Annotated in this window: 20 protein-coding genes; 19 read left to right on the plus strand and 1 reads right to left on the minus strand. The window is 59.7% G+C overall.

Features of this window, described 5'->3' with window-relative positions:
- The first annotated feature begins 5 nt into the window (after positions 1-5).
- From ruvX to ACTNBB_RS07320, 13 genes are all read left to right on the plus strand, one after another.
- On the plus strand, positions 6-434 hold the full coding sequence (ruvX, locus tag ACTNBB_RS07260) for a Holliday junction resolvase RuvX (protein WP_441056198.1): 429 nt from the start codon (positions 6-8) through the stop codon (positions 432-434).
- Positions 427-1,860, plus strand: a complete 1,434-nt coding sequence (mltG, locus tag ACTNBB_RS07265; protein WP_441056199.1) for an endolytic transglycosylase MltG — start codon at positions 427-429, stop codon at positions 1,858-1,860. Before ruvX ends, mltG begins: the two co-directional genes overlap by 8 nt.
- Positions 1,861-1,862: 2 nt before the next feature.
- Positions 1,863-2,360 carry a YqeG family HAD IIIA-type phosphatase gene (locus ACTNBB_RS07270; protein WP_117646451.1) on the plus strand — a complete coding sequence of 166 codons (498 nt, stop codon included), beginning with the start codon at positions 1,863-1,865 and terminating at the stop codon, positions 2,358-2,360.
- 8 nt (positions 2,361-2,368) lie between these two features.
- Positions 2,369-2,902, plus strand: a complete 534-nt coding sequence (locus ACTNBB_RS07275; protein WP_154515515.1) for a shikimate kinase — start codon at positions 2,369-2,371, stop codon at positions 2,900-2,902.
- Positions 2,899-4,008, plus strand: a complete 1,110-nt coding sequence (locus tag ACTNBB_RS07280; RefSeq protein ID WP_441056200.1) for a hypothetical protein — start codon at positions 2,899-2,901, stop codon at positions 4,006-4,008. Before ACTNBB_RS07275 ends, ACTNBB_RS07280 begins: the two co-directional genes overlap by 4 nt.
- Before the next feature lie 132 nt (positions 4,009-4,140).
- Positions 4,141-5,271, plus strand: coding sequence for a M24 family metallopeptidase (locus tag ACTNBB_RS07285; RefSeq protein WP_427717316.1), 1,131 nt, complete (start codon positions 4,141-4,143; stop codon positions 5,269-5,271).
- 159 nt (positions 5,272-5,430) lie between these two features.
- Entirely contained in the window at positions 5,431-5,994 is a 564-nt protein-coding gene (gene efp, locus ACTNBB_RS07290; protein WP_154515524.1) for an elongation factor P, read from the plus strand.
- A gap of 24 nt (positions 5,995-6,018) precedes the next feature.
- The gene (locus ACTNBB_RS07295) at positions 6,019-6,381 is read left to right on the plus strand and encodes an Asp23/Gls24 family envelope stress response protein (RefSeq protein WP_441016288.1); all 363 of its coding nucleotides are present in this window, start codon (positions 6,019-6,021) and stop codon (positions 6,379-6,381) included.
- Positions 6,382-6,384: 3 nt separating this feature from the next.
- On the plus strand, positions 6,385-6,969 hold the full coding sequence (nusB, locus tag ACTNBB_RS07300; protein ID WP_427717322.1) for a transcription antitermination factor NusB: 585 nt from the start codon (positions 6,385-6,387) through the stop codon (positions 6,967-6,969).
- Between the two features lie 2 nt (positions 6,970-6,971).
- Positions 6,972-7,238, plus strand: a complete 267-nt coding sequence (locus ACTNBB_RS07305; protein ID WP_154515533.1) for an exodeoxyribonuclease VII small subunit — start codon at positions 6,972-6,974, stop codon at positions 7,236-7,238.
- Positions 7,239-7,246: 8 nt separating this feature from the next.
- Entirely contained in the window at positions 7,247-8,050 is an 804-nt protein-coding gene (locus ACTNBB_RS07310) for a TlyA family RNA methyltransferase (RefSeq protein WP_441056238.1), read from the plus strand.
- Entirely contained in the window at positions 8,047-8,907 is an 861-nt protein-coding gene (locus tag ACTNBB_RS07315) for an NAD(+)/NADH kinase (protein WP_427728169.1), read from the plus strand. Before ACTNBB_RS07310 ends, ACTNBB_RS07315 begins: the two co-directional genes overlap by 4 nt.
- Positions 8,897-10,525: a DNA repair protein RecN gene (locus ACTNBB_RS07320; RefSeq protein ID WP_441056201.1), complete on the plus strand. Its 1,629-nt coding sequence runs from the start codon at positions 8,897-8,899 to the stop codon at positions 10,523-10,525. The genes ACTNBB_RS07315 and ACTNBB_RS07320 overlap by 11 nt, the downstream gene beginning before the upstream one ends.
- Before the next feature lie 220 nt (positions 10,526-10,745).
- On the opposite strand, the gene ACTNBB_RS07325 is transcribed toward ACTNBB_RS07320, so the two are convergent.
- Positions 10,746-11,603, minus strand: a complete 858-nt coding sequence (locus tag ACTNBB_RS07325) for a MurR/RpiR family transcriptional regulator (protein WP_154515542.1) — start codon at positions 11,601-11,603, stop codon at positions 10,746-10,748.
- Between the two features lie 271 nt (positions 11,604-11,874).
- On the opposite strand from ACTNBB_RS07325, the gene ACTNBB_RS07330 reads away from it, so the two are divergent.
- The 6 genes from ACTNBB_RS07330 to ACTNBB_RS07355 all read left to right on the plus strand — a co-directional run bounded on the left by ACTNBB_RS07330 (position 11,875) and on the right by ACTNBB_RS07355 (position 20,245).
- The gene (locus ACTNBB_RS07330) at positions 11,875-13,884 is read left to right on the plus strand and encodes a fructose-specific PTS transporter subunit EIIC (RefSeq protein WP_441056202.1); all 2,010 of its coding nucleotides are present in this window, start codon (positions 11,875-11,877) and stop codon (positions 13,882-13,884) included.
- Positions 13,885-14,390: 506 nt separating this feature from the next.
- Positions 14,391-14,654, plus strand: a complete 264-nt coding sequence (locus ACTNBB_RS07335) for an HPr family phosphocarrier protein (RefSeq protein WP_022094575.1) — start codon at positions 14,391-14,393, stop codon at positions 14,652-14,654.
- A 133-nt stretch (positions 14,655-14,787) separates the two neighbouring features.
- Positions 14,788-16,491 (plus strand): phosphoenolpyruvate--protein phosphotransferase, encoded by a 1,704-nt coding sequence (gene ptsP, locus ACTNBB_RS07340; protein ID WP_427793764.1) that lies wholly within the window; start codon positions 14,788-14,790, stop codon positions 16,489-16,491.
- Positions 16,492-16,565: 74 nt separating this feature from the next.
- Positions 16,566-17,498 (plus strand): 1-phosphofructokinase family hexose kinase, encoded by a 933-nt coding sequence (locus tag ACTNBB_RS07345; protein WP_154515554.1) that lies wholly within the window; start codon positions 16,566-16,568, stop codon positions 17,496-17,498.
- A gap of 227 nt (positions 17,499-17,725) precedes the next feature.
- Entirely contained in the window at positions 17,726-18,658 is a 933-nt protein-coding gene (locus tag ACTNBB_RS07350; RefSeq protein WP_427717343.1) for a 1-phosphofructokinase family hexose kinase, read from the plus strand.
- A 192-nt stretch (positions 18,659-18,850) separates the two neighbouring features.
- Positions 18,851-20,245 (plus strand): CCA tRNA nucleotidyltransferase, encoded by a 1,395-nt coding sequence (locus tag ACTNBB_RS07355; protein WP_441056203.1) that lies wholly within the window; start codon positions 18,851-18,853, stop codon positions 20,243-20,245.
- Positions 20,246-20,315 lie beyond the last annotated feature (70 nt).

Raw genomic sequence — 20,315 nt, forward strand, 5'->3', positions numbered from 1 at the left:
TCGCTGTGGTCGCGCTCGCGCTGGACATAGGGGAGACCAGGATTGGCATTGCCGTCTCGAGCCGTGATGGCAAGATGGCGATGCCTGTCAAGGTACTCCCGGCCGCCGAGGTCACCGGTATGGCCAAGACGTTCCGTTACCTGGTCGAGGACTATGAGCCCGACATCCTGGTAAGCGGACGTCCCTTGTCCATGGCCGGCGAGCCCGGCCCTCAAGCCGAGCGCGTTGCCGCCGTGGCACAAAAGATCGCCGACGAGCTCGATCTTCCGTTGGAGTTTGAGGACGAGCGTCTGTCCTCGCAAGAGGCAAAGCGTATCTTGCGCGAGCAGGGCCTCAACGAAAAGCAGATGAGGGGCAAGATCGACATGATTGCCGCCAGCCTGTTCTTGCAGACATGGCTCGATCGTAAAAACGAGGAGGTTTCGCATGCCTAGCGCTTCCGATCCGCGCCAGCCGAATCGTACACGTCAGCCCGCGTCGCGCCCTGCCCAGCCTGGCCAGCGTCCGGCACAGCCGACGCAGCGCGCAGCTCAGCCTGGCACGCGCCCGGTGCAGCCCTTCGCTCGTTCGGCCCAACCTGCTCAACGGACAGGTCAGCAGCCTTCTGCTCGTTCGGTTCAGCATCCGGCTTCTCGCGCGGCTCAGCAGCCCACTGCTCGTACGGCCCAGCCTGCAGGCGGTACCCGCTTTAAGCAGCAGGCACCTGTCCGGCGAACGCAGGCTACCCAATCGCATTCGCATCATGCTCGCGGTTTGCATGGCGTTGCTCCGGCGACCCGCTCGAGCTACGACACGCGTGCTCGACGCGGTGCTCAAAAGAAGAGTTCTCCGGTTCCCATGATCATCGGCGTTGTGGTGGCGGTGCTCGCGCTTGCTGCGATCGCTTTCTTTGTCGTGCCGGCCGTCAAGGGCTTCTTTGCCGGTGAGGATACGAAGGTCACGGCTGGTCAGCAGGTTACGGTGACCATTCCCGACGGTGCTTCGGGCGACACCATCGCCTCGATCCTCTCCGAGAACCATATCGTCGAAAATCCCAAGGATTACTATGCGGCGGTCAAAAAGCTCAATGCCGATATGTCGCTCAAGCCTGGTACCTATTCGTTCACCACATTCATGGATGCGACCAAGGTTGTTCAGCAGCTCATGGAAGGCCCCAATGTGGGCTCCAATGCGCTTACTATTCCCGAGGGTCTAACGGTCGATCAAGTCGCCGACCGTGTGGCCCAGGCCTACGACAGCATCTCTAAGGAGGACTTCCTCAACCAGGCCAAGGCCTCCAACTACGTGGACGACTATAGCTTCCTTAAGGGCGCTGCCAACGATTCGCTCGAGGGTTTTCTGTTCCCCAAGACCTATTCGCTGGGCAAGGACCCGAGCGCCGATGACGTTATCCGCGCCATGCTCGATCAGTTCAACACCGAGTACAAGTCTCTCGATTTTGCCGGGTGCGAGGCCAAGATCAAAGAGCGTTACGGCGTGGAGATGTCCGATTACGACATCATCAATCTCGCTTCCATCGTTGAGCGCGAGGGTCTCAACGCCGAGCAGCGCGCACATGTCGCCTCGGTCTTCTACAACCGCCTTGCCGGCAAGCTCGACGGTCTGCGTTATCTCAACAGCGATGCGACCATGATGTATGTCACCGGTGGCGAGGTTTCCGCCGACGACCTGCAGAGCGATAGTCTGTATAACACCTATAAGCACGAGGGTCTGCCACCCACGCCCATCTGCTCCCCGTCGCTCGAGGCACTCAAGGCCACGCTTGAGCCGACCGACTCCGATGACCTGTATTTCTACATTACGCAGGACGAGGAGTACTTCTCGCAAACCTACGAAGAGCACCAACAGTCTTGGAATTAAACATGAGGATTTTCAGCCCCAAACGATATGTTGCATCCGTCGACCGCATCGACCTTGATACCCTGTGGGCCGACGGCAAACGCGCCATTCTGCTCGATCGCGATAACACCCTGGTGCCGCGCGACACCGAGCAGGTTCCCGCCGCGGTTTCCGCTTGGCTCGACGCCGCCCGCGCCAAAGGCTTTAAGCTGTGCATGGTGTCTAACAACTGGCATCGCGACCAGGTCATGAGCTCGGCACGCGAGCTGGGACTCGAGGCCATTAGCCACGCCATGAAGCCGGCTCCGTTTGCCCTCAAGGCGGGTCTTAAGCGCCTCGGCGCCACGGCCGACGAGGCGGTGCTGATCGGTGATCAGCTCTACACGGACGTGTGGAGCGGCAATTTCGCCGGCGTCGATACCATCCTGGTAAAGCCGCAGGCCACTCAGGACCTGTGGTATACGCAGATCTTCCGTATCTTTGAGCGCCGGGCCCTGCGCGACCTTCCCTGCGAGGAATAGGTCTCGCTATGTCCCAGCACACCAAACACGGCTGCGACCATATCTTCTTTATCGGCTTTTTGGGCGCGGGCAAATCGACGCTTGCGCGCAACGTGGGCACTATGTTCAAACGTCGCTTTATCGATACCGACCGCCTTGTCGTGCGTCGTTGCGGTAAATCGGTGACCGAGATTTTTGAGACCGAGGGCGAGGAACGTTTTCGCGAGCTCGAGACCTCGGCGCTCCGTTCGCTCCAAAGCGAGCGCAGCCTGCTGGTTTCCTGCGGCGGAGGTATCGTCGAGACTCCGGTGAATATTGAGCTTATGCACCAGATGGGTATCTGTGTGTATCTCGAAGGTGACTTTGAGGATTCGATTCGCCAGATTCGTCGGTCCGACACGCGTCCCGATTTCCGTTCGCCCGAGCATGCCGCGCGCCTGTTTGAGCATCGCCGTCCGCTATATCGCCAGGCCGCCGATATTACCCTTGATATTCGCAACAAGTCCTTCGAGGACGTTTCCTACCTTTGTGCCGAGATGCTTTTGGAGCGTGGGCTGCTATGATTCGCCGTCAACTGATCAATTTCCAAAACCGCAGTGTCGATGTCCGCGTCGGATTGGGCGCGTTCGAGGAGCTGTCGCGCATGTTTGCCTCGGCTGTGGGCAAGCCTAAGCGCGCGTTGGTGGTTTGGAACGACGCCACGTCAGAGCGTTTTGGCGAGGTCGTCGAGCATGCGCTGGTTGATGCCGGTTTTGTCGTATCGCAGCTCCCACTCGAGATTTTGCCTGCTGGTGCCACGCTGGCCGATGCCGATGCCATCTTTGGCGCGCTATCTGCCAACGGCATTACCTGCGACGATCTGGTCGTCGCCGTTGGTGATGACGCAACCTGCTCGGTTGTTTGCTGGTGCGCCAACCAGTGGTGCGGTCGTACCGAGTGCGCCCTGCTGCCGACGACCTTCGACGCCATGCTCACGGTCGCGACGACCATGAAGCCACTCGTCGCCTCGTCGTCGAATGCGCTTCCCGCTATCGCGTTCCGTCCCGAATCGGGCTTGGTCGTGTGTGACCTCGACCTTGTTCGCGAGGCGGACCCCGAGGATCTCAAGCTCGGCTATGTGGTGCTTGTTGGCACCATGCTTTCGAGCAGCAAGTCCCGCTGGAATCAGTTTACCGAGACTGTTCCCGAGATTCTTTCCGGCGAGGAGGTCGCGCTCGTCAATGCCGTGCAGTGGTCCCAGGCCGCGCGCAAAGATGTGCTCATGGCCACGAACCCCAGTGCTCGCCATGCACTCGATTTTGGTAAGACAGGGGAGCGCACCCTTCGCGCCTGCCTGGGCGAGGCCGCGGCTAACGTTCCCGCATACCAGCTCCTTTCCGAGGGTATGCGCTTTGAGGCGCGCCTAGCACATGATGCCTGCGACTTCGATATCGACAATGTGTTTGATCTCGACGATTGCCTGGAGGACTTTGGCATCGAAGAGCTTGCGTTCGACTTGGAGCCCACCGCGTTTATCGAGGAGTTCCGCAAGCAGCAGTTTGCCCGCTCAAACCGCAGCATGCTGCCGCTGCCCGCGGCGCTCGGCGCCATTCGCCTGACAAATGTCGAGGACGAGATTCTCGAACGCCATGCGCAGGCGTATCTGGCTTCTCGCAAGGAACTTTTTTAACTTTATTGACATCCATCGTCTTTCGTATCATTTTGAGGGACGGGTTTTCAATCGGTTGCGAATCGCTTGTGGTTCGGCTATTCGTTTGAAGCCCGTCCTGCTCTTTTTGAGGACAATAAGAAAGGAATCTGAATGTCTGAGTTTGCTGCCGGTCCTGCCGGTCGTATCGAGCGTGTCCGTGCCCTGATGGTCGAGCGCGGCTACGATGCTATCGTCGTGCGCGATGAGGCCAACCTCCGTTGGCTCACGGGTGTGAAGGGCGTCTTCGATTACACCTTCGAGTTTCCGCACGCCGCATTTATTACGGCCGATCAATGCCTGTTCCATACCGACTCGCGCTATCTCAACAGCTTTGAGGAGAACACGCCCGCCGGCAGCCCCTGGGTCTACGACATGGACGAGGGCACCATCCCCGGTTGGGTTGCCGACAAGATCGCGGCCAACAAGTGTCGTGTCTGCGCCGTCGAGGATGACATGCAGATTAACTTTTACCAGGGTATTCAGCGTGGTCTTGAGGATCGCTCCGTCGCCTGCATGCTGCCGCTGATGCATGACGACATTCGTAAGATGCGCGCCATCAAGGATGCCGAGGAGATCGAGCTCATGCGACACGCGCAGTCGATCACCGATGCCGCCTTCCAGCACATGCTCGGCTTTATTAAGCCCGGTATGACCGAGAAGCAGGTTCGCAACGAGCTCGAGAACTTTATGTTCGCCAACGGTGCCGACAGCTTGGCCTTTGGCTCCATCGTCGCGAGCGGTCCCAACACCGCCAACCCGCATGCCGTCCCGAGCGACCGTGTCATCGAGAAGGGCGATTTCGTCCTCATGGATTATGGCGCGGGCTACTGCGACTATCGCTCCGATATGACGCGTACCGTCGTGATGGGCGAGCCCACGCAGGAACAGCTCGACCTGTACGAGCTCGTGCGCCGCACCCACGAGGAGTGCGTCGCCGCTATCCATCCAGGCGTCGAGGGTAACGATATCTTCAAGCTTTCCAAGAAGATCATCGGCGATGCCGGTTATGGCGATTACTACAACCATGGCCTGGGCCATGGTGTCGGTATCGACATCCACGAGCTGCCCAACTTCAACCGCAGCAAGAACATCATCGAGGTCGGCTCGGTTGTCACCATGGAGCCCGGCGTCTACCTGCCCGGCGTGGGCGGCGTGCGCTTGGAGGATTACGGTGTTGTCACCGAGAACGGCTATGAGCCCTTCACCAAGACCCCGCACGACTTGCACGTCATCGACTGCTAAGACATTCAGTTTGATTTTGGAAGCGGGGCGTCCGAAATGATTCGGGCGCCCCGCGTTCTCTTTTTATGCGCTCGCCGCAGGCGCCGCCTGCAAGTGTATAATTTCGCTCGTATGTAATTTGGACGCTTGTGCGTTCTACCCATAACAAGAAAGGTCGCTATGCCTACCATTTCTACCGCCGACTTCAAGAACGGCCTCGGTCTCCGCATTAAGGACAAGGTCTACACCATCGTCGAGTTCCAGCACGTCAAGCCGGGCAAGGGCGGTGCTTTTGTGCGCTACAAGACCCGCGATATCAAGAGCGGTCGTGTCGTCGAGAACACCTGCAACGCCGGTACCAAGTTCGAGAGCGTCATGCTCACCACCCGTGAGTTCCAGTACCTCTACAACGACGGCGCCGACTACATCTTCATGGACAACGAGTCCTACGAGCAGGTTCCCGTTCCCGAGGACATGGTGGGCGAGAACTCCAAGTGGCTGCGCGAGAACGACACCTGCCAGTTGCTCTTCGCCGACGACGAGCTCATGGGCGTGACCCCGCCGATGTTCATCGAGACCACCATCGTCCAGACCGACCCGGGCTTTAAGGGCGACACCGTTCAGGGTTCCACCAAGCCGGCCACCATCGACACCGGTGCTGTCATCCAGGTCCCGATGTACCTCAACGAGGGCGAGGTCATCAAGGTTGACACCCGCGACGGCAAGTTCGTCTCCCGCGTCTAGCAACCAACTCTTCTAGGAGGACTCATGCCCCAGGAAATCAAGATTGACGGCATCGGTATTTCGCCCGATGTTCTGACCGCCATCGTCTCGCGCGCCGTCACGGATGTCGAGGGCATCGCCTCCGTGGGCGTCAAGGACCTTGCCACCAACCTTGTCTCCATGATGCTTTCGTCCAAGTCCCCGGCTTCCGATCCGGCGGTAGAGGCCGAGGTCATCGGCGACAAGCTCGCACTCACCGTGCGCGTCGTGGTGTTCTTTGGCTATCCGTTCAAGAAACTCGCCGAGGCCGTTCGCTCCGCCGTGGTCGCAGCTATCGATGCCCAGGTAGGCGTCGAGGTCGAGCGCGTTGACGTTTGCATCGACGGCCTCGTTTTCCCCAAGGAGTAACCTTTGAGCCTTAAGGTTTATCGCGGGCGTACGCTTGCCCGCAGTCAGGCGCTGCAGCTGCTGTTTCAGGCCGAGGCCACGGACAGCCCGCTCGAGCGCGTCCTCGAGGGCGATTTCCTGATCTCGAAGGGTCCCCTCGACCCCTACGCTCTGGAGCTGTGCCGCGGTGCCTACGAGTATATCGACCGCATCGACTGCGCCCTGCGCTCCATCGCCAAGAACTGGGATCTTATGCGCATGCCCGGCGCCGATCGCAATCTGCTGCGTATCGCCGTCTATGAGATGCGCTTCCTCACCGACGAGGAGGTCTCGGACGCCATCGTGATCAACGAGGCTGTAGAGCTTGCCAAGGCCTATGGCACCGACCAGTCCGCGTCGTTTGTCAATGGCGTGCTGGGCAAGATCGCGCGTAGCGAGGAGCTACCGGGCGAGGACCTGTATCAGGAGCTGCTGGCCGAGGACCGCGCCCGCGAGGAGGCCCAGGCCGCCGAGGCTGCCGCCAAGGTTGCCGCCGCTCAGGCTGCGGCCGGCGTTCTCGACGAGGGTGCCGAGGTCGCCGAGGTCGAGACCGGTACCGTCGAGGAGTAGCCATGCCAGAGGGTTCCGTCCGCAACTTCGACGAGATCTCGGACCGCTTGGACCAGATCATCGCTACCGTTCGCTCCAAGGATACGTCCTTGGAGCGTTCGCTCGATTTGTTTGACGAGGCGATCGAACTTGGCTCCCGTGCGGTCGATATGGTCGACAAGTTTGAGTTGACGCCTCGTGAGGCCGATAAGCTCGAGCAGGAATACGATGAGGATGCGGCAAACGAATCCCAGGATAGCCAGGCCGCGTCTCCGGATACGAATGGTTGATGGCATTCATGAAACGTGTGCGTCTCGATGACGAACTGATTTCACAGGGCATCTGCGCCGATCGCGCGGATGCCCTTCGCACTCTTATGGCCGGCTTGGTCTCGAGTGGCGGCGAGCGTTTGACCTCGCCGGGCCTTAAGGTGACGCCCGGTCTGCCCTTGCACGTGAAGGGCCGTATTCCCTACGTGGGGCGCGGCGGGCTCAAGCTCGAGGGCGCGCTCGATGCGTTTGGGATCGATCCCATGGGCCTTGCTTGCCTCGATGTGGGCTGCTCCACGGGCGGCTTTACCGATTGCCTGCTCAAGCGTGGCGCCGCAACGGTCGTTTCGGTCGATGTGGGTCGCGCTCAATTTGATTGGTCGCTGCGCCAAGACGAGCGGGTGAGGCTCCATGAGCGCACCAACGTGACACAGCTGCCCGAGCTTGGCTACGGCGGCGCTATCGACTTGGCTGTCTGCGATGTGTCGTTTACGAGTATCGCGAATATCATCGACGCCGTGTTGGCGTGCCTGAAGCCTTCGGGTTCGTTCTGCACGCTCGTAAAGCCGCAGTTTGAGGCGCCGGCTGCGCTGGTGGGCGAGGGCGGTATCGTGACCGACCCCTCCGTCCGCCGCGATACGCTTGTGGCGGCGATTGAGCTCTTTGCCGCCAAGGGCCTGTTTCCGCTCGACGTGTGCGTGTCGCCCATCCATGGCGCCAAGGGCAACGTCGAATTTTTCCTGTACGGCACGAGGTTTTCCTCTGGCGAGCGTGCCGACGATGAGCTGCAATCACAGGTAACGGCTTTGAGCGAGAAAGCTGCAACGCTATGAAGGTCTTTCTGGTTCCCAATTACTACAAGCAAGAGGCGGTCGAGAGCGGCTTGATGCTCGAGCTTTGGCTTTCGCGCCAGGGCTACGAGGTCGCATGGGCTGCCGATCAGCGTTCCAAGATCCAGCGTGCGCCCGATGTTGACGATGCCGACCTGGTCATTACGCTCGGCGGCGACGGCACGCTGTTGCGTGCCGCCCGCATTCTCAACTACCGCGAGATTCCCATTTTGGGCCTTTCCTATGGTCATTTGGGTTTTTTGACGGCTGCGAGCCCCGAGGATCGCGATATTTTGCAGGTCGTGAGCGATGCTCTTTCCGGTGAGCTCCATGTGAGCCGCCGCGCCACCCTCGCCGCGGATATCGTTTCGGTGCGCGAAGATGGCACGAAGGATGTCGTGCGCACGTTTGCCCTTAACGATATGGCGCTTACGCGCGGGCCCCTGTCCGATATGGTTGAGTTCGACATCACGGTGTCCGGCCATCATATCGACCGCCTGCGCGGTGACGGCGTCGTCGTTTCGACAGCGACCGGTTCCACCGGCTACGCGCTTTCCGCCGGCGGCCCCATCGTCAGTCCCGATTACACGGGCATGGTTTGCGTGCCCATCGCCCCACATACCATTCAGGCTCGCGCCTTTTTGACCTCGCCAAGCGATGTCGTCGAGATTTTTATGTCCGATGACCGCCCGAGCGTGCCTGCGATCGCCATCGATGGACAGTTTATTACCTGCGATGGCACGGTCGAGAGCGTGGCCGTGCGTCGCGGTCCCGGCGATGTTCTGCTGCTGGATTACGGCCCCGAGAGCTTCTATAACTCGGTGAGCCGCGTGTTCTACGGAGTTCGTCATGATCGATGAGCTGCAGGTTTCCAACATTGCCCTCATTCGCGAGGCGACGTTGGTTCCGAGCGCGGGCTTAACGGTTCTGACCGGAGAAACCGGCGCCGGTAAGACTGCGTTGCTCTCGGCGCTTAAACTCATTCTGGGCGAGCGCGCGGATTCGTCGACGGTGCGCGAGGGCGAGACGCTTGCCAACGTCGAGGCGCGCCTGTTTGACGGCCCGCACGACACGGAGGGCTTCACCGTTCAGCGCAGCCTTTCTGCCGAGGGTCGCAGCCGCGTAAAAATTGACGGCCGCATCGCCAGCGTGCGTGAGCTTTCGGAGCGTGTCGGTGTGATGATGGATCTTTGCGGCCAGCACGAGCACCAGCGCCTGCTCGACCCTGCGCATCATGTTGCCATGGTCGATGCATGGGCGGGGCGCCCGGCGCTCGAGGCGCTCGATCGCTATCGTGCTTGCCTTAAGGCATCGCGCGCGGCTGCCAAAGAGGTCCGTCGCGTCGAAGAGGCCTCACGCGCGCAGGGGAGTCGTGTCGAGGAAGCGCGCTTCGCTCTGGAGCGCATCGCCGAGGTCGACCCCAAGCCGGGTGAGTATGAGGAGCTCGAGGAGCTGCTGCCGCGCTCCGAGCATGCTGAGGTGTTGGTGGCAACGGCCAACGATGCCCATGCGTCGCTTGCTGCCGAAGGGGGAGCACTCGATGCCGTGAACAGCGCCGTGGCGGAGCTTTCGCGCATGGCTACTGTCGATCGCAAGTTGGGTGATATCGCCGATGCGCTTTCGGATGCCTGCATCTCGCTCGAGGATTGTGCCAACGAGCTGCGTGCCTATCGAGATGGGGTCGCCTTCGACCCGCGCGAGCATGCTCGTATGCGCGAGCGGTATTCCGACCTTAAGGGACTTTTGCGTCAGTGGGGTCCCACCATGGACGACGTGTTTGCCATGCGCGATAGCTCCCGAGAGCTGTTGTCGCTGGTAGACGATGGTGATGAGCAGATTAAGAAGGCGCGCGAAGCGCTTGGCGCGGCGGAGCGCGAACTGTTCGCCGCCGCCAAGGCACTTAAGCGTGCACGCAATACGGCAGCCCCGCGCTTTTGTCACGAGGTTGGCCGTCAGATGGCGCGCCTGGAGATGGGCGGCGCCGAGCTCGTTTGGGACTCGCGCGATCTTCCGCGCGCCGAGTGGACGCCGGCGGGCCCTTCGAGCTACGAGCTTTTGTATCGTAGCGGTGCCGGATTGACGCCGCGCCCCCTGCGCCGCATTGCGTCTGGCGGCGAGCTGAGCCGTGTCATGTTGGCGAGCAAGGTTGTTTTGGGTAACGCGGACGGCGTGGATACGTTGGTGTTCGACGAGGTCGATGCCGGTGTTGGTGGCTCTACTGCACGCGCCCTTGCGAGCGTTCTGGCAGATCTTGCCGCAACGCATCAGGTGATTGTCGTAACGCACCTGGCGCAGGTCGCCGTCATGGCCGACAAACATTACGTGGTGAGCAAAGAGCCCGGCGACGTTCCCCAAACCCATCTGGATGAGGTGGCCGGGGACGCCCGTACCGCAGAGATCGCCCGTATGCTGAGCGGCGATCAATCGGAGGCGAGCTTGGCCCACGCTAAGCAGATGCTCGAGGAAGCGCGTGCTTAGGCCGAGCCGTTACATGTATGTTCGACCCGGCCGCCACGAAACCGGCCCATCTACTACGTTTAATAGGCTATCGGCAACCACGCCTTGAATTGCAAAAAGAAAACCGCAGGTAGAACGCCTGCGGTTTTTCTATTTTCGGTTTGTGGTTGGGCCATACTGATAAAACGTAGTAGATGGGCCGGTTTCGTGGCGAGTGGCGTTTGTCGGCTCGCCATAATTTCTATTCCACGACCTTATCCGGCTGGATAAGCTCCTCGTAGTAGCTGATGTGCTCTCGGGCGTCCTCGATTTCGGGCAGCAGGAAGTTGTAGATAACCTCGATGATCATCGTGGCGCTGATCTTGGAGAACGCAAAGTCGCCCGTGGTGAGCAGCGCCTCGTGGTTCACGGTATTAAAGGTGTAGTCGGCTAGGCGAGCAAGCGGAGACTTGCTGTCGCTGCTGATGACGACTACGGTGGCACCACAGCCTCGAGCCGCTTTTGCCATGCGATTCAGTCGACGCGACTTGCCAGAGTTCGAGATCAGCACGATAACGTCGCCGGGGCGCAACGTGAGCGCAAAGCCGATTGATGTCTCGCTGATGGTGCTTGACATACAGCGAAGGCCCAGTTGCGAAAACTTAAACGTCGCGTCAAGCGCAACGGCGTTGGTATTACCTACGGCTGCAAACTCGATAGCCCCTGCGTTCTTAAACGCGTGCACGACGGCTGCCAGTGTATCGTGATCAATGCCATCGATGGTCGCATTGAGTTCACTGACCTTTGCGGCGAGGATGTTTTTGAGGCTCTGCTCCATATTATCGAGCGAGACCTCGTCTGTGAGGCCCTCGTTGCGCTGGCTCTCCAGGTCGCGCGCCAGCGAAAACTGAAAGCTGCGAAAGCTTCCAAAGCCCAGCTTGCGGCAGAAGCGCGAGACGGTGGCCTCGGAGGTTGCGGCGGCGCGCGAGAGTTGCGCGGCTGTTAGGAGCGGTGCCTCGGACTGGTGCTCTAGGATATAGTCGACAATGCGCTGCTCGGACTCGCTGTATCCCTTGTGCGTGCTAATAAGGGAGAGTGCGCTCTTGCTGCTATCGGACATGGATGACTCCTGGTTGGCATTAAAAGCTGTCTTGTTGTGTGCCGCTCTAGTATACGGGGATTTTAATTACAAGATACACCTTGCTGTTTCAATAGTTGATGGTAAACTTTCATCGACCGTTTACGGTTGTGAAAGAACCTTTCACCGGAGAAATAGGCTTGATTGCTTCTCATATAAGCGGTGGCTTGGTATCTTTCAGGAGTGGAAAAACGCGCACCGTAGCGCGTGTAGGGGAGCGCCCGCGGGCGCAGTACTCAAGAAGGAGGGACACATGGCTAAGTTTGACATCATCGCCGCCACCGGTTGCCCGACCGGCATCGCGCACACCTTCATGGCGAAGGAGGCGCTGGAGAAGGCAGCTGCCGAGCGCGGTCTGACCATTAAGGTCGAGACTCATGGCCAGGTCGGTGTCGAGAACGAACTCACGAAGGGTGAGATCGCCGGTGCCAAGGCCGTCGTCGTCGCAGCCGATAAGGATGTCCAGGCGGAGCGTTTCGCCGGTAAGCCCATGGTTTCCGTCGGTGTTTCCAAGGCCCTGTCCGTCGAGGCTGCCGGCAAGCTGATCGACCGTGCTCTCGCCGCCAAGGGCGATGACACGGTTGCGGCTGCTGCCGATGTCGAGGATGAGGTCGAGGAGAATGAGTCCATCGGTCACATCATCTATAAGCACCTCATGAACGGCGTTAGCCACATGCTGGTCTTCGTCGTTGCCGGTGGTGTTCTGACCGCCGTTTCGTTCCTGTGGGGCATCACGTCCTTCGATTCGACGGCTGCCGACTACAACAGCTTTGCCGCTATGCTCAAGATCATCGGCGGCATCGCCATGAACCTCATGGTTCCCGTGCTTTCCGCCTATATCGCCGAGTCCATCGGCAAGCGCCCGGCGCTCGTTCCCGGCTTTGTCGCCGGTATGATCGCCATCCAGGGCCTGCCCGTTAATGCCGAGACCGGCATGATCGATGCCGGCGGTGCCGGCGTGGGCTTCGGCTTCCTGGGCGGCATCGTCGGCGGCTTCCTCTCTGGCTATGTCATCCTGCTGCTCGAGAAGGTTTTTGCCAAGCTGCCCAAGAACCTGGACGGCCTCAAGGCTATCTTCCTGTACCCGCTGTTCTCGACCGCCATCGTCGGCCTGGTCATGCTCGGCATCTCCGGCCCCATGGCTGCCATTAACACCGCCATGATGGACTTCCTCAAGGGTCTGTCTGCCTCTGGCGCTGTTGTCCTGGGTCTTGCTATTGGCTGCATGTGCGCCTTTGATATGGGCGGCCCGGTCAACAAGGCTGCTTACGTCACCGGTACCGCTATGCTCACCGAGGCCCTGGCTGCCGGTGTCGGCACCGACACCTATAACTTCGGCACCAACTTCATGGCTGCCGTCTCCGCTGCCTGCATCGTTCCGCCGCTGATCACCACCTTCGCCGTCATCGTCGGCAAGAAGTACTTCAGCCAGGAGGATCATGACGCCGGTATCGTCAACCTCATCCTTGGTTGCACCCACATCACCGAGGGCGCCATTCCGTTCATGACCAAGAACATCTGGCCCGTCATGCCCATCATGATGCTCGGTTCCTCCATCGCCTCGATCCTGACCATTATGTTCAACGTCCACGATCCGGCGCCTCACGGTGGTTTCCTGGTCCTGCCCGTTGTCGAGAACGGTCCGCTGTGGGTCCTCGCGATCCTCATCGGCGCCGTGGTCGGTGGCATCCTGTTCGTTGCTTTCAAGAAGTATGACTTCGAGAAGAAACAGAAGGCCGCTCCCGCCGCTGCCGCTGAGCCGGTCGAGGCTCCCAAGGCCGCTGCCGTCGAGGCCCCCAAGGCTGAGGCTTCCGACTTCGTGAAGGTCGAGAACGTTTTTGTCGCCGAGGATTTTGCTTCTCGTGACGAGGCCCTGAGCTTTGTCTCCAACCAGGCTGTCAAGGCCGGTATCGCTGACGACGCCGACGCCGTAATGAACGCCTTCCTGGCCCGCGAGGCCGAGGGCACCACGGGCATGATGGAGGGCTTCGCTATTCCGCATGCCAAGTCTGATGCCATTACCGAGGCCGCCGTCATCGTCGTCAAGGACGACTCTGGCGTGACCGGTTGGGACACCATGGACGGCGCTCCTGTCAACGTGGCTATTGCCCTGCTCATCCCCGGTGCCCAGGCCGGCACCACGCACCTCAAGATCCTGTCCAAGGTCGCCGAGGCGCTCATGGACGAGGGCTTCCGTGCCACCGTTAAGGGTTCCACCGACGCTGCCGAGATCGCTAAAACGATCAATGCCCGTCTGGTCTAATCCCGCAGCTTGCGAATAACATCGCCCCCTGTATATAAGGCGGAGACTCCATCAGGGGTCCCCGCCTTTTTTCAAGTAAACCGGTACTGAGGGACGTTCCCTTTCTGCCGACAGTTCGGCATATTCCTCAGTTCACAAGAGGGCATAGACAACCGCATCAACCAGATCAACCAGGCGAATAAACTATCAGCCATAATTTCGTTCGCACGATATTGCTCTGGACCGACCGAGTTTCCGCAGCTCGCCTGCCGGACGGGGCGGTTAAGTTTGTCGCGAGTTCCGCACGCAAAGGAAAGCACTTAATGTGCTTTCCGTCTTGCGCAGGACTGTAGAGCAGCAAACTTAACCGCCCCGCCCGGCAGGCGAGCGTGCAGGAACGACATCTGTCCAACAATTCGTGCGAAACATAATGAAAAACCGTTTGATGTGAGTTAATATAATCAACGTCGTGAATATGGCTCCTGTCGCATTGCTGATAGGGGTTAAACACAAAAAAGGAGTCAATTATGGTTTCTGAGAAGGCTACCCTCGTTAATCCTCAGGGTCTTCACATGCGTCCGGCTGGCCTCTTCGCCTCCACCATGGGCAAGTACGCCTGCGACGTGACGGTCGTCACCCCCGAGAAGGAGGTCAACGGCAAGTCCCCGATGGCCCTCATGGCTGCCGGCATCCCCTGCGGTACCGAGGTCGAGGTCAAGTGCGACGGCGCTGACGAGGCCGAGGCTCTGGCTGCTGCCATCGAGCTCATCAAGAGCGGTCTTGGCGAGTAGAACTCAAACGGGTCGCATGTTGAACAACTAAGTTCATATTTGGGGGCGCAGTGACCTGTTTAAAGGGAACTGCGCTCTTTTGTCATGGATATGGCAAAACGCTTTATCACATGACACGGAGAGAGGAATAGGAATGTATCAGGGAGTCAACGCTTCCGAGGGCATCGGTATCGGCACCGTCATGGTTGCCGTCGAACCCGACTTGACGTTTGAGCCGCACGAGGTTGCTGATTCGGCAGCAGAGAAGGAGCGCTATCAGACCGCCCTTTCGGTCTTCTGCGAGAAGACCCAGGCTCAGGCCGACCACATGAAGGAGACGGTGGGCGAGGCCGAGGCCGAGATCATGAGCGGACACATTGTCCTGGCTCAGGACCCGGGCATGACCGACGCCATCAACGCCGCCATTGACGGCGGCACCTGCGCCGAGCAGGCGCTCATGGACACCTCGACCATGTTTGAGAACATGTTCCTGTCCATGGACGATGAGATGTTCCGCCTGCGCGCGGCAGACATCGCCGACATCCGCACCGGTATTCTGGCCGAGCTTTTGGGCAAGGAGGTCGTCGATCTCTCCGTCCTGCCCGAAAACACTGTCGTTGTCGTACACGACCTTACGCCGTCCATGACCGCCACGATCGATAAGGCCCACGTTGCCGGTATCGTCACCGAGACCGGTGGCCGCACGTCGCACTCCGCGATCATCGCCCGCGCCCTCGAGATTCCGGCTGTCCTTTCGGTTGCCAACAGCTGCACCGCGCTGCGCAACGGCATGACCGTTGTCGTCGACGGTGGCAAGGGTATCGTCGAGGCCGATCCCGACGAGGAGACGCTTGCCGCCTACACCGCCAAGGCCGAGGCTTTCGCTGCCGAGAAGGCAGCCCTCGAGGCTTTCCGTGGCAAGCCGTCCGTGACTGCCGATGGCATCAAGAAGATCATTGCCTGCAACATCGGTAACCCCGATGACGTGCCCAACGCGCTCGATCACGACGCCGAGGCCATTGGCCTGTTCCGCTCCGAGTTCCTGTTCATGGACTCCGCCGAGCTTCCTTCCGAGGAGGAGCAGTTCAACGCCTATCGCAAGGTTGCCAGCGCGCTCAATGGCGCTCCGGTCATCATCCGCACGCTCGACGTGGGTGGCGACAAAGAGATCCCGTACCTGCACATGGTCAAGGAAGAGAACCCCTTCATGGGCTTCCGTGCCGTGCGTTACTGCCTGGCCAACCCCGACCAGTACAAGGTGCAGCTCCGCGCTCTGCTGCGCGCCAGCGCCTTTGGTGATGTCAAGATCATGATCCCGCTCGTCACTTGCGTCGAGGAGGTCTTGGCCGTTAAGGAGCTTGTCGAGGAGTGCAAGTCCGAGCTGACCGAAGAGGGCCGCAAGTTCAACGAGAACATCGAGGTCGGTATTATGGTCGAGACGCCTGCCGCATCGCTGATCGCTGACCGCCTGGCCGAGGTCGCCGACTTCTTCTCGATCGGCACCAACGACCTGATCGGCTACACCATGTGTGCCGACCGTGGTAACGACACCATTTCTAACCTGTACCAGGTGTACTATCCCGCCGTGCTTCGCTCGCTCAAGAACATCATCGAGAGCGGCGTCAAGGCTGGCATCATGGTCGGTATGTGCGGCGAGGCCGCTGCCGATCCGCTGCTTGAGCCGCTGCTGATCAGCTGGGGCCTCGAGGAGTTCTCGATGAGCGCTCCGTCTATCCTTCGCGCCCGCAAGACCATCAGCCAGTGGACCAAGGCCGAGTGCGACGATCTCGCCGAGAAGGCGCTCGCCTGCACCACTGCCGAAGAGGTCAAGGCGCTGCTTGAGGCTGCCGCTCGCTAATTTGGTATCAGAGGTAACCGCGTGGTTGGAATGGGCTGGCCGCGCGGCCCTCAAATATACAGGGGGTACTGTAAATGTTCTACACGCTAACCGCTAACCCGGCTGTCGACATGACGGTTTCGAGCTCTCCGCTCGAGCCCGACGAGAACGTCCGCACCGGCTCGGCCAGCTACACGGCTAACGGTAAGGGCCTCGACGTGTCCTTCGCCTTTAAGAAGATGGGCGTCGACACCGTCGCGCTCGGCTTCTTCGCCGGCTTCACGGGCAAGTTCATCGTCGAGGAGGTCATGAACCTGGGTTGCCTGTGCCGCCCGGTTTGGACCGACGGCATCACGCGTATCAACACCTATGTCAACGATGGCCAGCACGAGTACGGCATCCTTAATCCCGGCGCCCCGATTACGCCGGAGCACCAGAAGGAGCTCTACAACATCCTGGACACCGCGGGCGATCTTGAGTGCCTGATCGTCTCCGGCTCCGTGCCTCCCAAAGCTACGCCCGACTTCCTGGCTCAGGTCATGGATCACGCTCAGGCTCGTGGCGCCGACGTCGTCCTGGACCTGTCTTCCGACAAGCTCAAGGAGCTCGCTCACAAGAAGCCGCTGCTCATCAAGCCGAACCATCACGAGATGAAGGCCATCTTTGGCGTGCCGGTCGACACCGACGACGAGGTCCGCGTTGCTATGAAGATGGCTCACGATGCCGGCGTCCAGAACGTGCTGCTCACCCGTGGTAGCCGCGGCGACGCTTACTTCTCCAACGGCGAGGACATCTGGTACGCTAAGCGTGAGTTCAACATCAAGCTGGTCTCTTCCGTCTGCGCCGGCGACTGCACTCTCGCTGCGTTCCTGCACAAGTGGTACAGGGATCGCGACAACGTCGAGGAGGCCATGAAGCTCGCTATGGCCACCGGCGCCAATGTTGCCGAGTCCGTGGGCATCGGCGACTTCGGTCACGTCGATGAGTATAGCAAGCGCGTTGCTGTCCGCAAGCTCGATCGCAAGTAAGCGAAACGCTACATATTCTTGACCATATGGCGCCCCGGTTTAGGCTGGGGCGCTTATTTGTAAATTGCAAATGAGCTTCAGGGCAACAATTCCTGATATTTTTGCCCCGCCTTGCTGCTTTTCTGGCGACCTGCACGCGTTCTACACCGTTCGCCGAGTTGCTATGGTCTTTTCACAAGGTGTGGAATATACTTTCATTAACACGTTGCTTTGTGAAAGGAACATTCATGATTTACACGCTCACTGCAAATCCCGCCATTGATTACAACATTTCCTGCGACGGACTTTCCGCCAACACCGTCACCCGCACGCGCAACGCGGTCTATACGCCCAATGGCAAGGGTCTCAACGTCTCGTTCACCCTCGATCACTACGGTGTCGACACTACGATCCTGGGCTTTTTTGCCGGCTTCTCAGGCGAGTATATCGTCAAGGGCGCCGAGGCCCTGGGTGTGCCCGTCAAGCCCGTGTGGACTGACGGCATCACGCGCGTCAACGTTTTCCTCAACGCCGGTCCCGATACCGAGTACAACATGGTCAATGCAGGCGCTGCCATCAATGCTGCCAACGAGCAGGAGATGTTTGAGCTCATCGACTCGCTCGACGACATGACCTGCCTGGTCATTAGCGGCTCGCTGCCCCCCAACACCTCCGAGGGTTTCCTGGCCGAGGTTCTTCGCCGTGTTAAGGCAAAGGGTGCCGAGTTCGTGCTCGATATTTCGAGCCATCAGCTGGCCGATCTCATTGCCATGGAGCCGTTGCTCATTAAGCCCAACGATGACGAGCTCCTCGACATCTTTGGCATTAAGGTGAGCGGTGGCGACGACGAGTCCGTTAAGTGCGCTATGGCTGAGCTGCACGCCAAGGGCGCTAAGAATGTGCTGCTGACCCTTGGTGGCGACGGCGCGTACTTCTCCAACGGCGAGCACATTTGGTTTGCCAAACGCACCTTTGAGGTCAAGCTGCTCTCGACGGTCTGCGCCGGTGATTCCTCGCTTGCCGCCTTCCTGTCCGTGTGGCACGATGCCCCCGAGTGCGTCGAGGACGCCCTGCGCCTCTCGATGGCAACCGGTGCCAACGTGGTCGAGTGCCCTGGTTTGGGCGATTTTGCCAAGGTGGACGAATATAAGAAGCACATCGACGTTCGCCAGGTCTGCTAACCGTTTAGACACATCGTTGCCGAACACCCGCTTTGGATCTCCGAGGCGGGTGTTTTTATCTGTTGGCCGCATGGGCTCTGCTGTCTCGTTCGCTCGAATCGACGATGTGATTTCATGTGCGCTCACTCTTGTTTCTTGCTAGACTGCTTGAGAACCATCGTTTAACGCTCGCAAGCGTAGGAGGCCATAGGTATGTGTAATGTTTCGCTCAACGGTACGCAGCCCACAGATGCCTCCCTGCGTGTGCTACGTGCGCTTGAGGACGCCGGTCTCGAGGCCTGGTTCGTGGGCGGTTGGGTGCGTGACGCCCTGATGGGACGTCCCAGCCACGATGTTGACATGTGCTGTAGCGGCCTGTGGCAAGAGTCCAAGGCGGCGCTCGAGGCAGCCAGCATTGCGGTAGTTGAGTCGGGCATAAAATTTGGCGGCATTACCGCCCTTTGTGACGATGAGCGTATTGAGGTCACGACGTATCGCCTGGACGGTTTTTACACCGATGGTCGCCATCCCCAGAGTGTGGAGCGTGCGGCGTCGCTTGAGGACGATCTGGCACGTCGTGACTTTACCGTTAACGCCATGGCTTGGCATCCCCAGCGCGGTCTTGTCGACCGTTATGATGGCCAGGGCGACCTGCAGCGTAAGCTGATTCGTGCCGTCGGAGATCCCAAGCGTCGCTTTAACGAGGATGCGCTTCGCATGCTGCGCGCCGTGCGTTTTGCCTGCCGTCTGGATTTTATGATCGAGCCTAAGACCAAACAGGCGCTTGCCGAGTGCTCGCCGCTGCTCGATGCCGTGGCACGCGAACGCGTAGGCATCGAGCTCGAGGGGATTCTATCGACCGGTCACGGGGGAGACGCGATGCTGCGCTACCCCGAGCTTGTTTGCGCCGCCGTGCCCGAGCTTGCGCCGGCTCGTGGGTTTGACCAGCGCAGCGTCTACCACGCCTTTAATGTCTACGACCATATCGCTCGCGTTTTGACGGTAGCGGGGGAGCTGGCGCTGTGTGACGGCGTGGCGCCTTCGTTGAGCTTAATGTGGGCAGCTTTTTTGCACGATGTCTCCAAGCCCGATTGCTTTACGGTCGATCATGCGGGCAGCGGCCACTTTTACGGTCATCCTGAGCTTGGTGCCAAGAAAGCGCGCGCTATTATGGATCGCTTGGCGCTTTCGCACGATTTGGTTCGCGACGTGTGTCTGCTTATCAGGTATCACGATAAGCCGTTGCGCCCCGAGCGCTCCTGTTTGCTCAATATGATGCGCTCGCTTTCGGGTGAGGGCGTCGACACACCGCGTTTGATTGACGAGCTTATGGACCTTAAGCGTGCCGATACGCTGGGTAAGGCACCGTCGTGCTTCTATTACGTCGAGACGATCGAGGAGATGCGTTCGCTCGCCCACGAACTGTTGGAAGCGGGGGAGCCCTATACGCTTAAGATGCTTGGCATCAACGGAGGGGACCTGATTCGCGCCGGCGTCAAACCGGGGCCTGATCTGGGACAGCTTCTCAACGTCGCCCTCGACGCCGTGATCGAGAAGAACGTTCCCAATACCCGCGAAGCCCTTCTGGCCCACCTCAACCTGGGGTAGCTAATTTGGGACGGGGCTTTTTTAGCTACCCCTGCCAAAATCACGATTGTTCGTCCTATTGACAGCGGGG

It is taken from the genome of Collinsella sp. HCP28S3_B9 (assembly GCF_052066095.1).
In the GTDB taxonomy this organism is placed as follows: Bacteria; Actinomycetota; Coriobacteriia; order Coriobacteriales; family Coriobacteriaceae; genus Collinsella.

Coding starts and splice junctions, on each gene's coding strand:
- ACTNBB_RS07280 (WP_441056200.1), top strand. CDS start 2,899: ATGATTCGCCGTCAACTGATCAATTTCCAAAACCGCAGTGTCGATGTC.
- ACTNBB_RS07355 (WP_441056203.1), top strand. CDS start 18,851: ATGTGTAATGTTTCGCTCAACGGTACGCAGCCCACAGATGCCTCCCTG.
- ACTNBB_RS07330 (WP_441056202.1), top strand. CDS start 11,875: ATGGCTAAGTTTGACATCATCGCCGCCACCGGTTGCCCGACCGGCATC.
- ACTNBB_RS07345 (WP_154515554.1), top strand. CDS start 16,566: ATGTTCTACACGCTAACCGCTAACCCGGCTGTCGACATGACGGTTTCG.
- ACTNBB_RS07270 (WP_117646451.1), top strand. CDS start 1,863: ATGAGGATTTTCAGCCCCAAACGATATGTTGCATCCGTCGACCGCATC.
- ACTNBB_RS07305 (WP_154515533.1), top strand. CDS start 6,972: ATGCCAGAGGGTTCCGTCCGCAACTTCGACGAGATCTCGGACCGCTTG.
- ACTNBB_RS07310 (WP_441056238.1), top strand. CDS start 7,247: ATGAAACGTGTGCGTCTCGATGACGAACTGATTTCACAGGGCATCTGC.
- ACTNBB_RS07275 (WP_154515515.1), top strand. CDS start 2,369: ATGTCCCAGCACACCAAACACGGCTGCGACCATATCTTCTTTATCGGC.
- ACTNBB_RS07335 (WP_022094575.1), top strand. CDS start 14,391: ATGGTTTCTGAGAAGGCTACCCTCGTTAATCCTCAGGGTCTTCACATG.
- ACTNBB_RS07285 (WP_427717316.1), top strand. CDS start 4,141: ATGTCTGAGTTTGCTGCCGGTCCTGCCGGTCGTATCGAGCGTGTCCGT.
- ACTNBB_RS07320 (WP_441056201.1), top strand. CDS start 8,897: ATGATCGATGAGCTGCAGGTTTCCAACATTGCCCTCATTCGCGAGGCG.
- ACTNBB_RS07350 (WP_427717343.1), top strand. CDS start 17,726: ATGATTTACACGCTCACTGCAAATCCCGCCATTGATTACAACATTTCC.
- ACTNBB_RS07325 (WP_154515542.1), bottom strand. CDS start 11,603: ATGTCCGATAGCAGCAAGAGCGCACTCTCCCTTATTAGCACGCACAAG.
- efp (WP_154515524.1), top strand. CDS start 5,431: ATGCCTACCATTTCTACCGCCGACTTCAAGAACGGCCTCGGTCTCCGC.
- ACTNBB_RS07315 (WP_427728169.1), top strand. CDS start 8,047: ATGAAGGTCTTTCTGGTTCCCAATTACTACAAGCAAGAGGCGGTCGAG.
- ptsP (WP_427793764.1), top strand. CDS start 14,788: ATGTATCAGGGAGTCAACGCTTCCGAGGGCATCGGTATCGGCACCGTC.
- mltG (WP_441056199.1), top strand. CDS start 427: ATGCCTAGCGCTTCCGATCCGCGCCAGCCGAATCGTACACGTCAGCCC.
- ACTNBB_RS07295 (WP_441016288.1), top strand. CDS start 6,019: ATGCCCCAGGAAATCAAGATTGACGGCATCGGTATTTCGCCCGATGTT.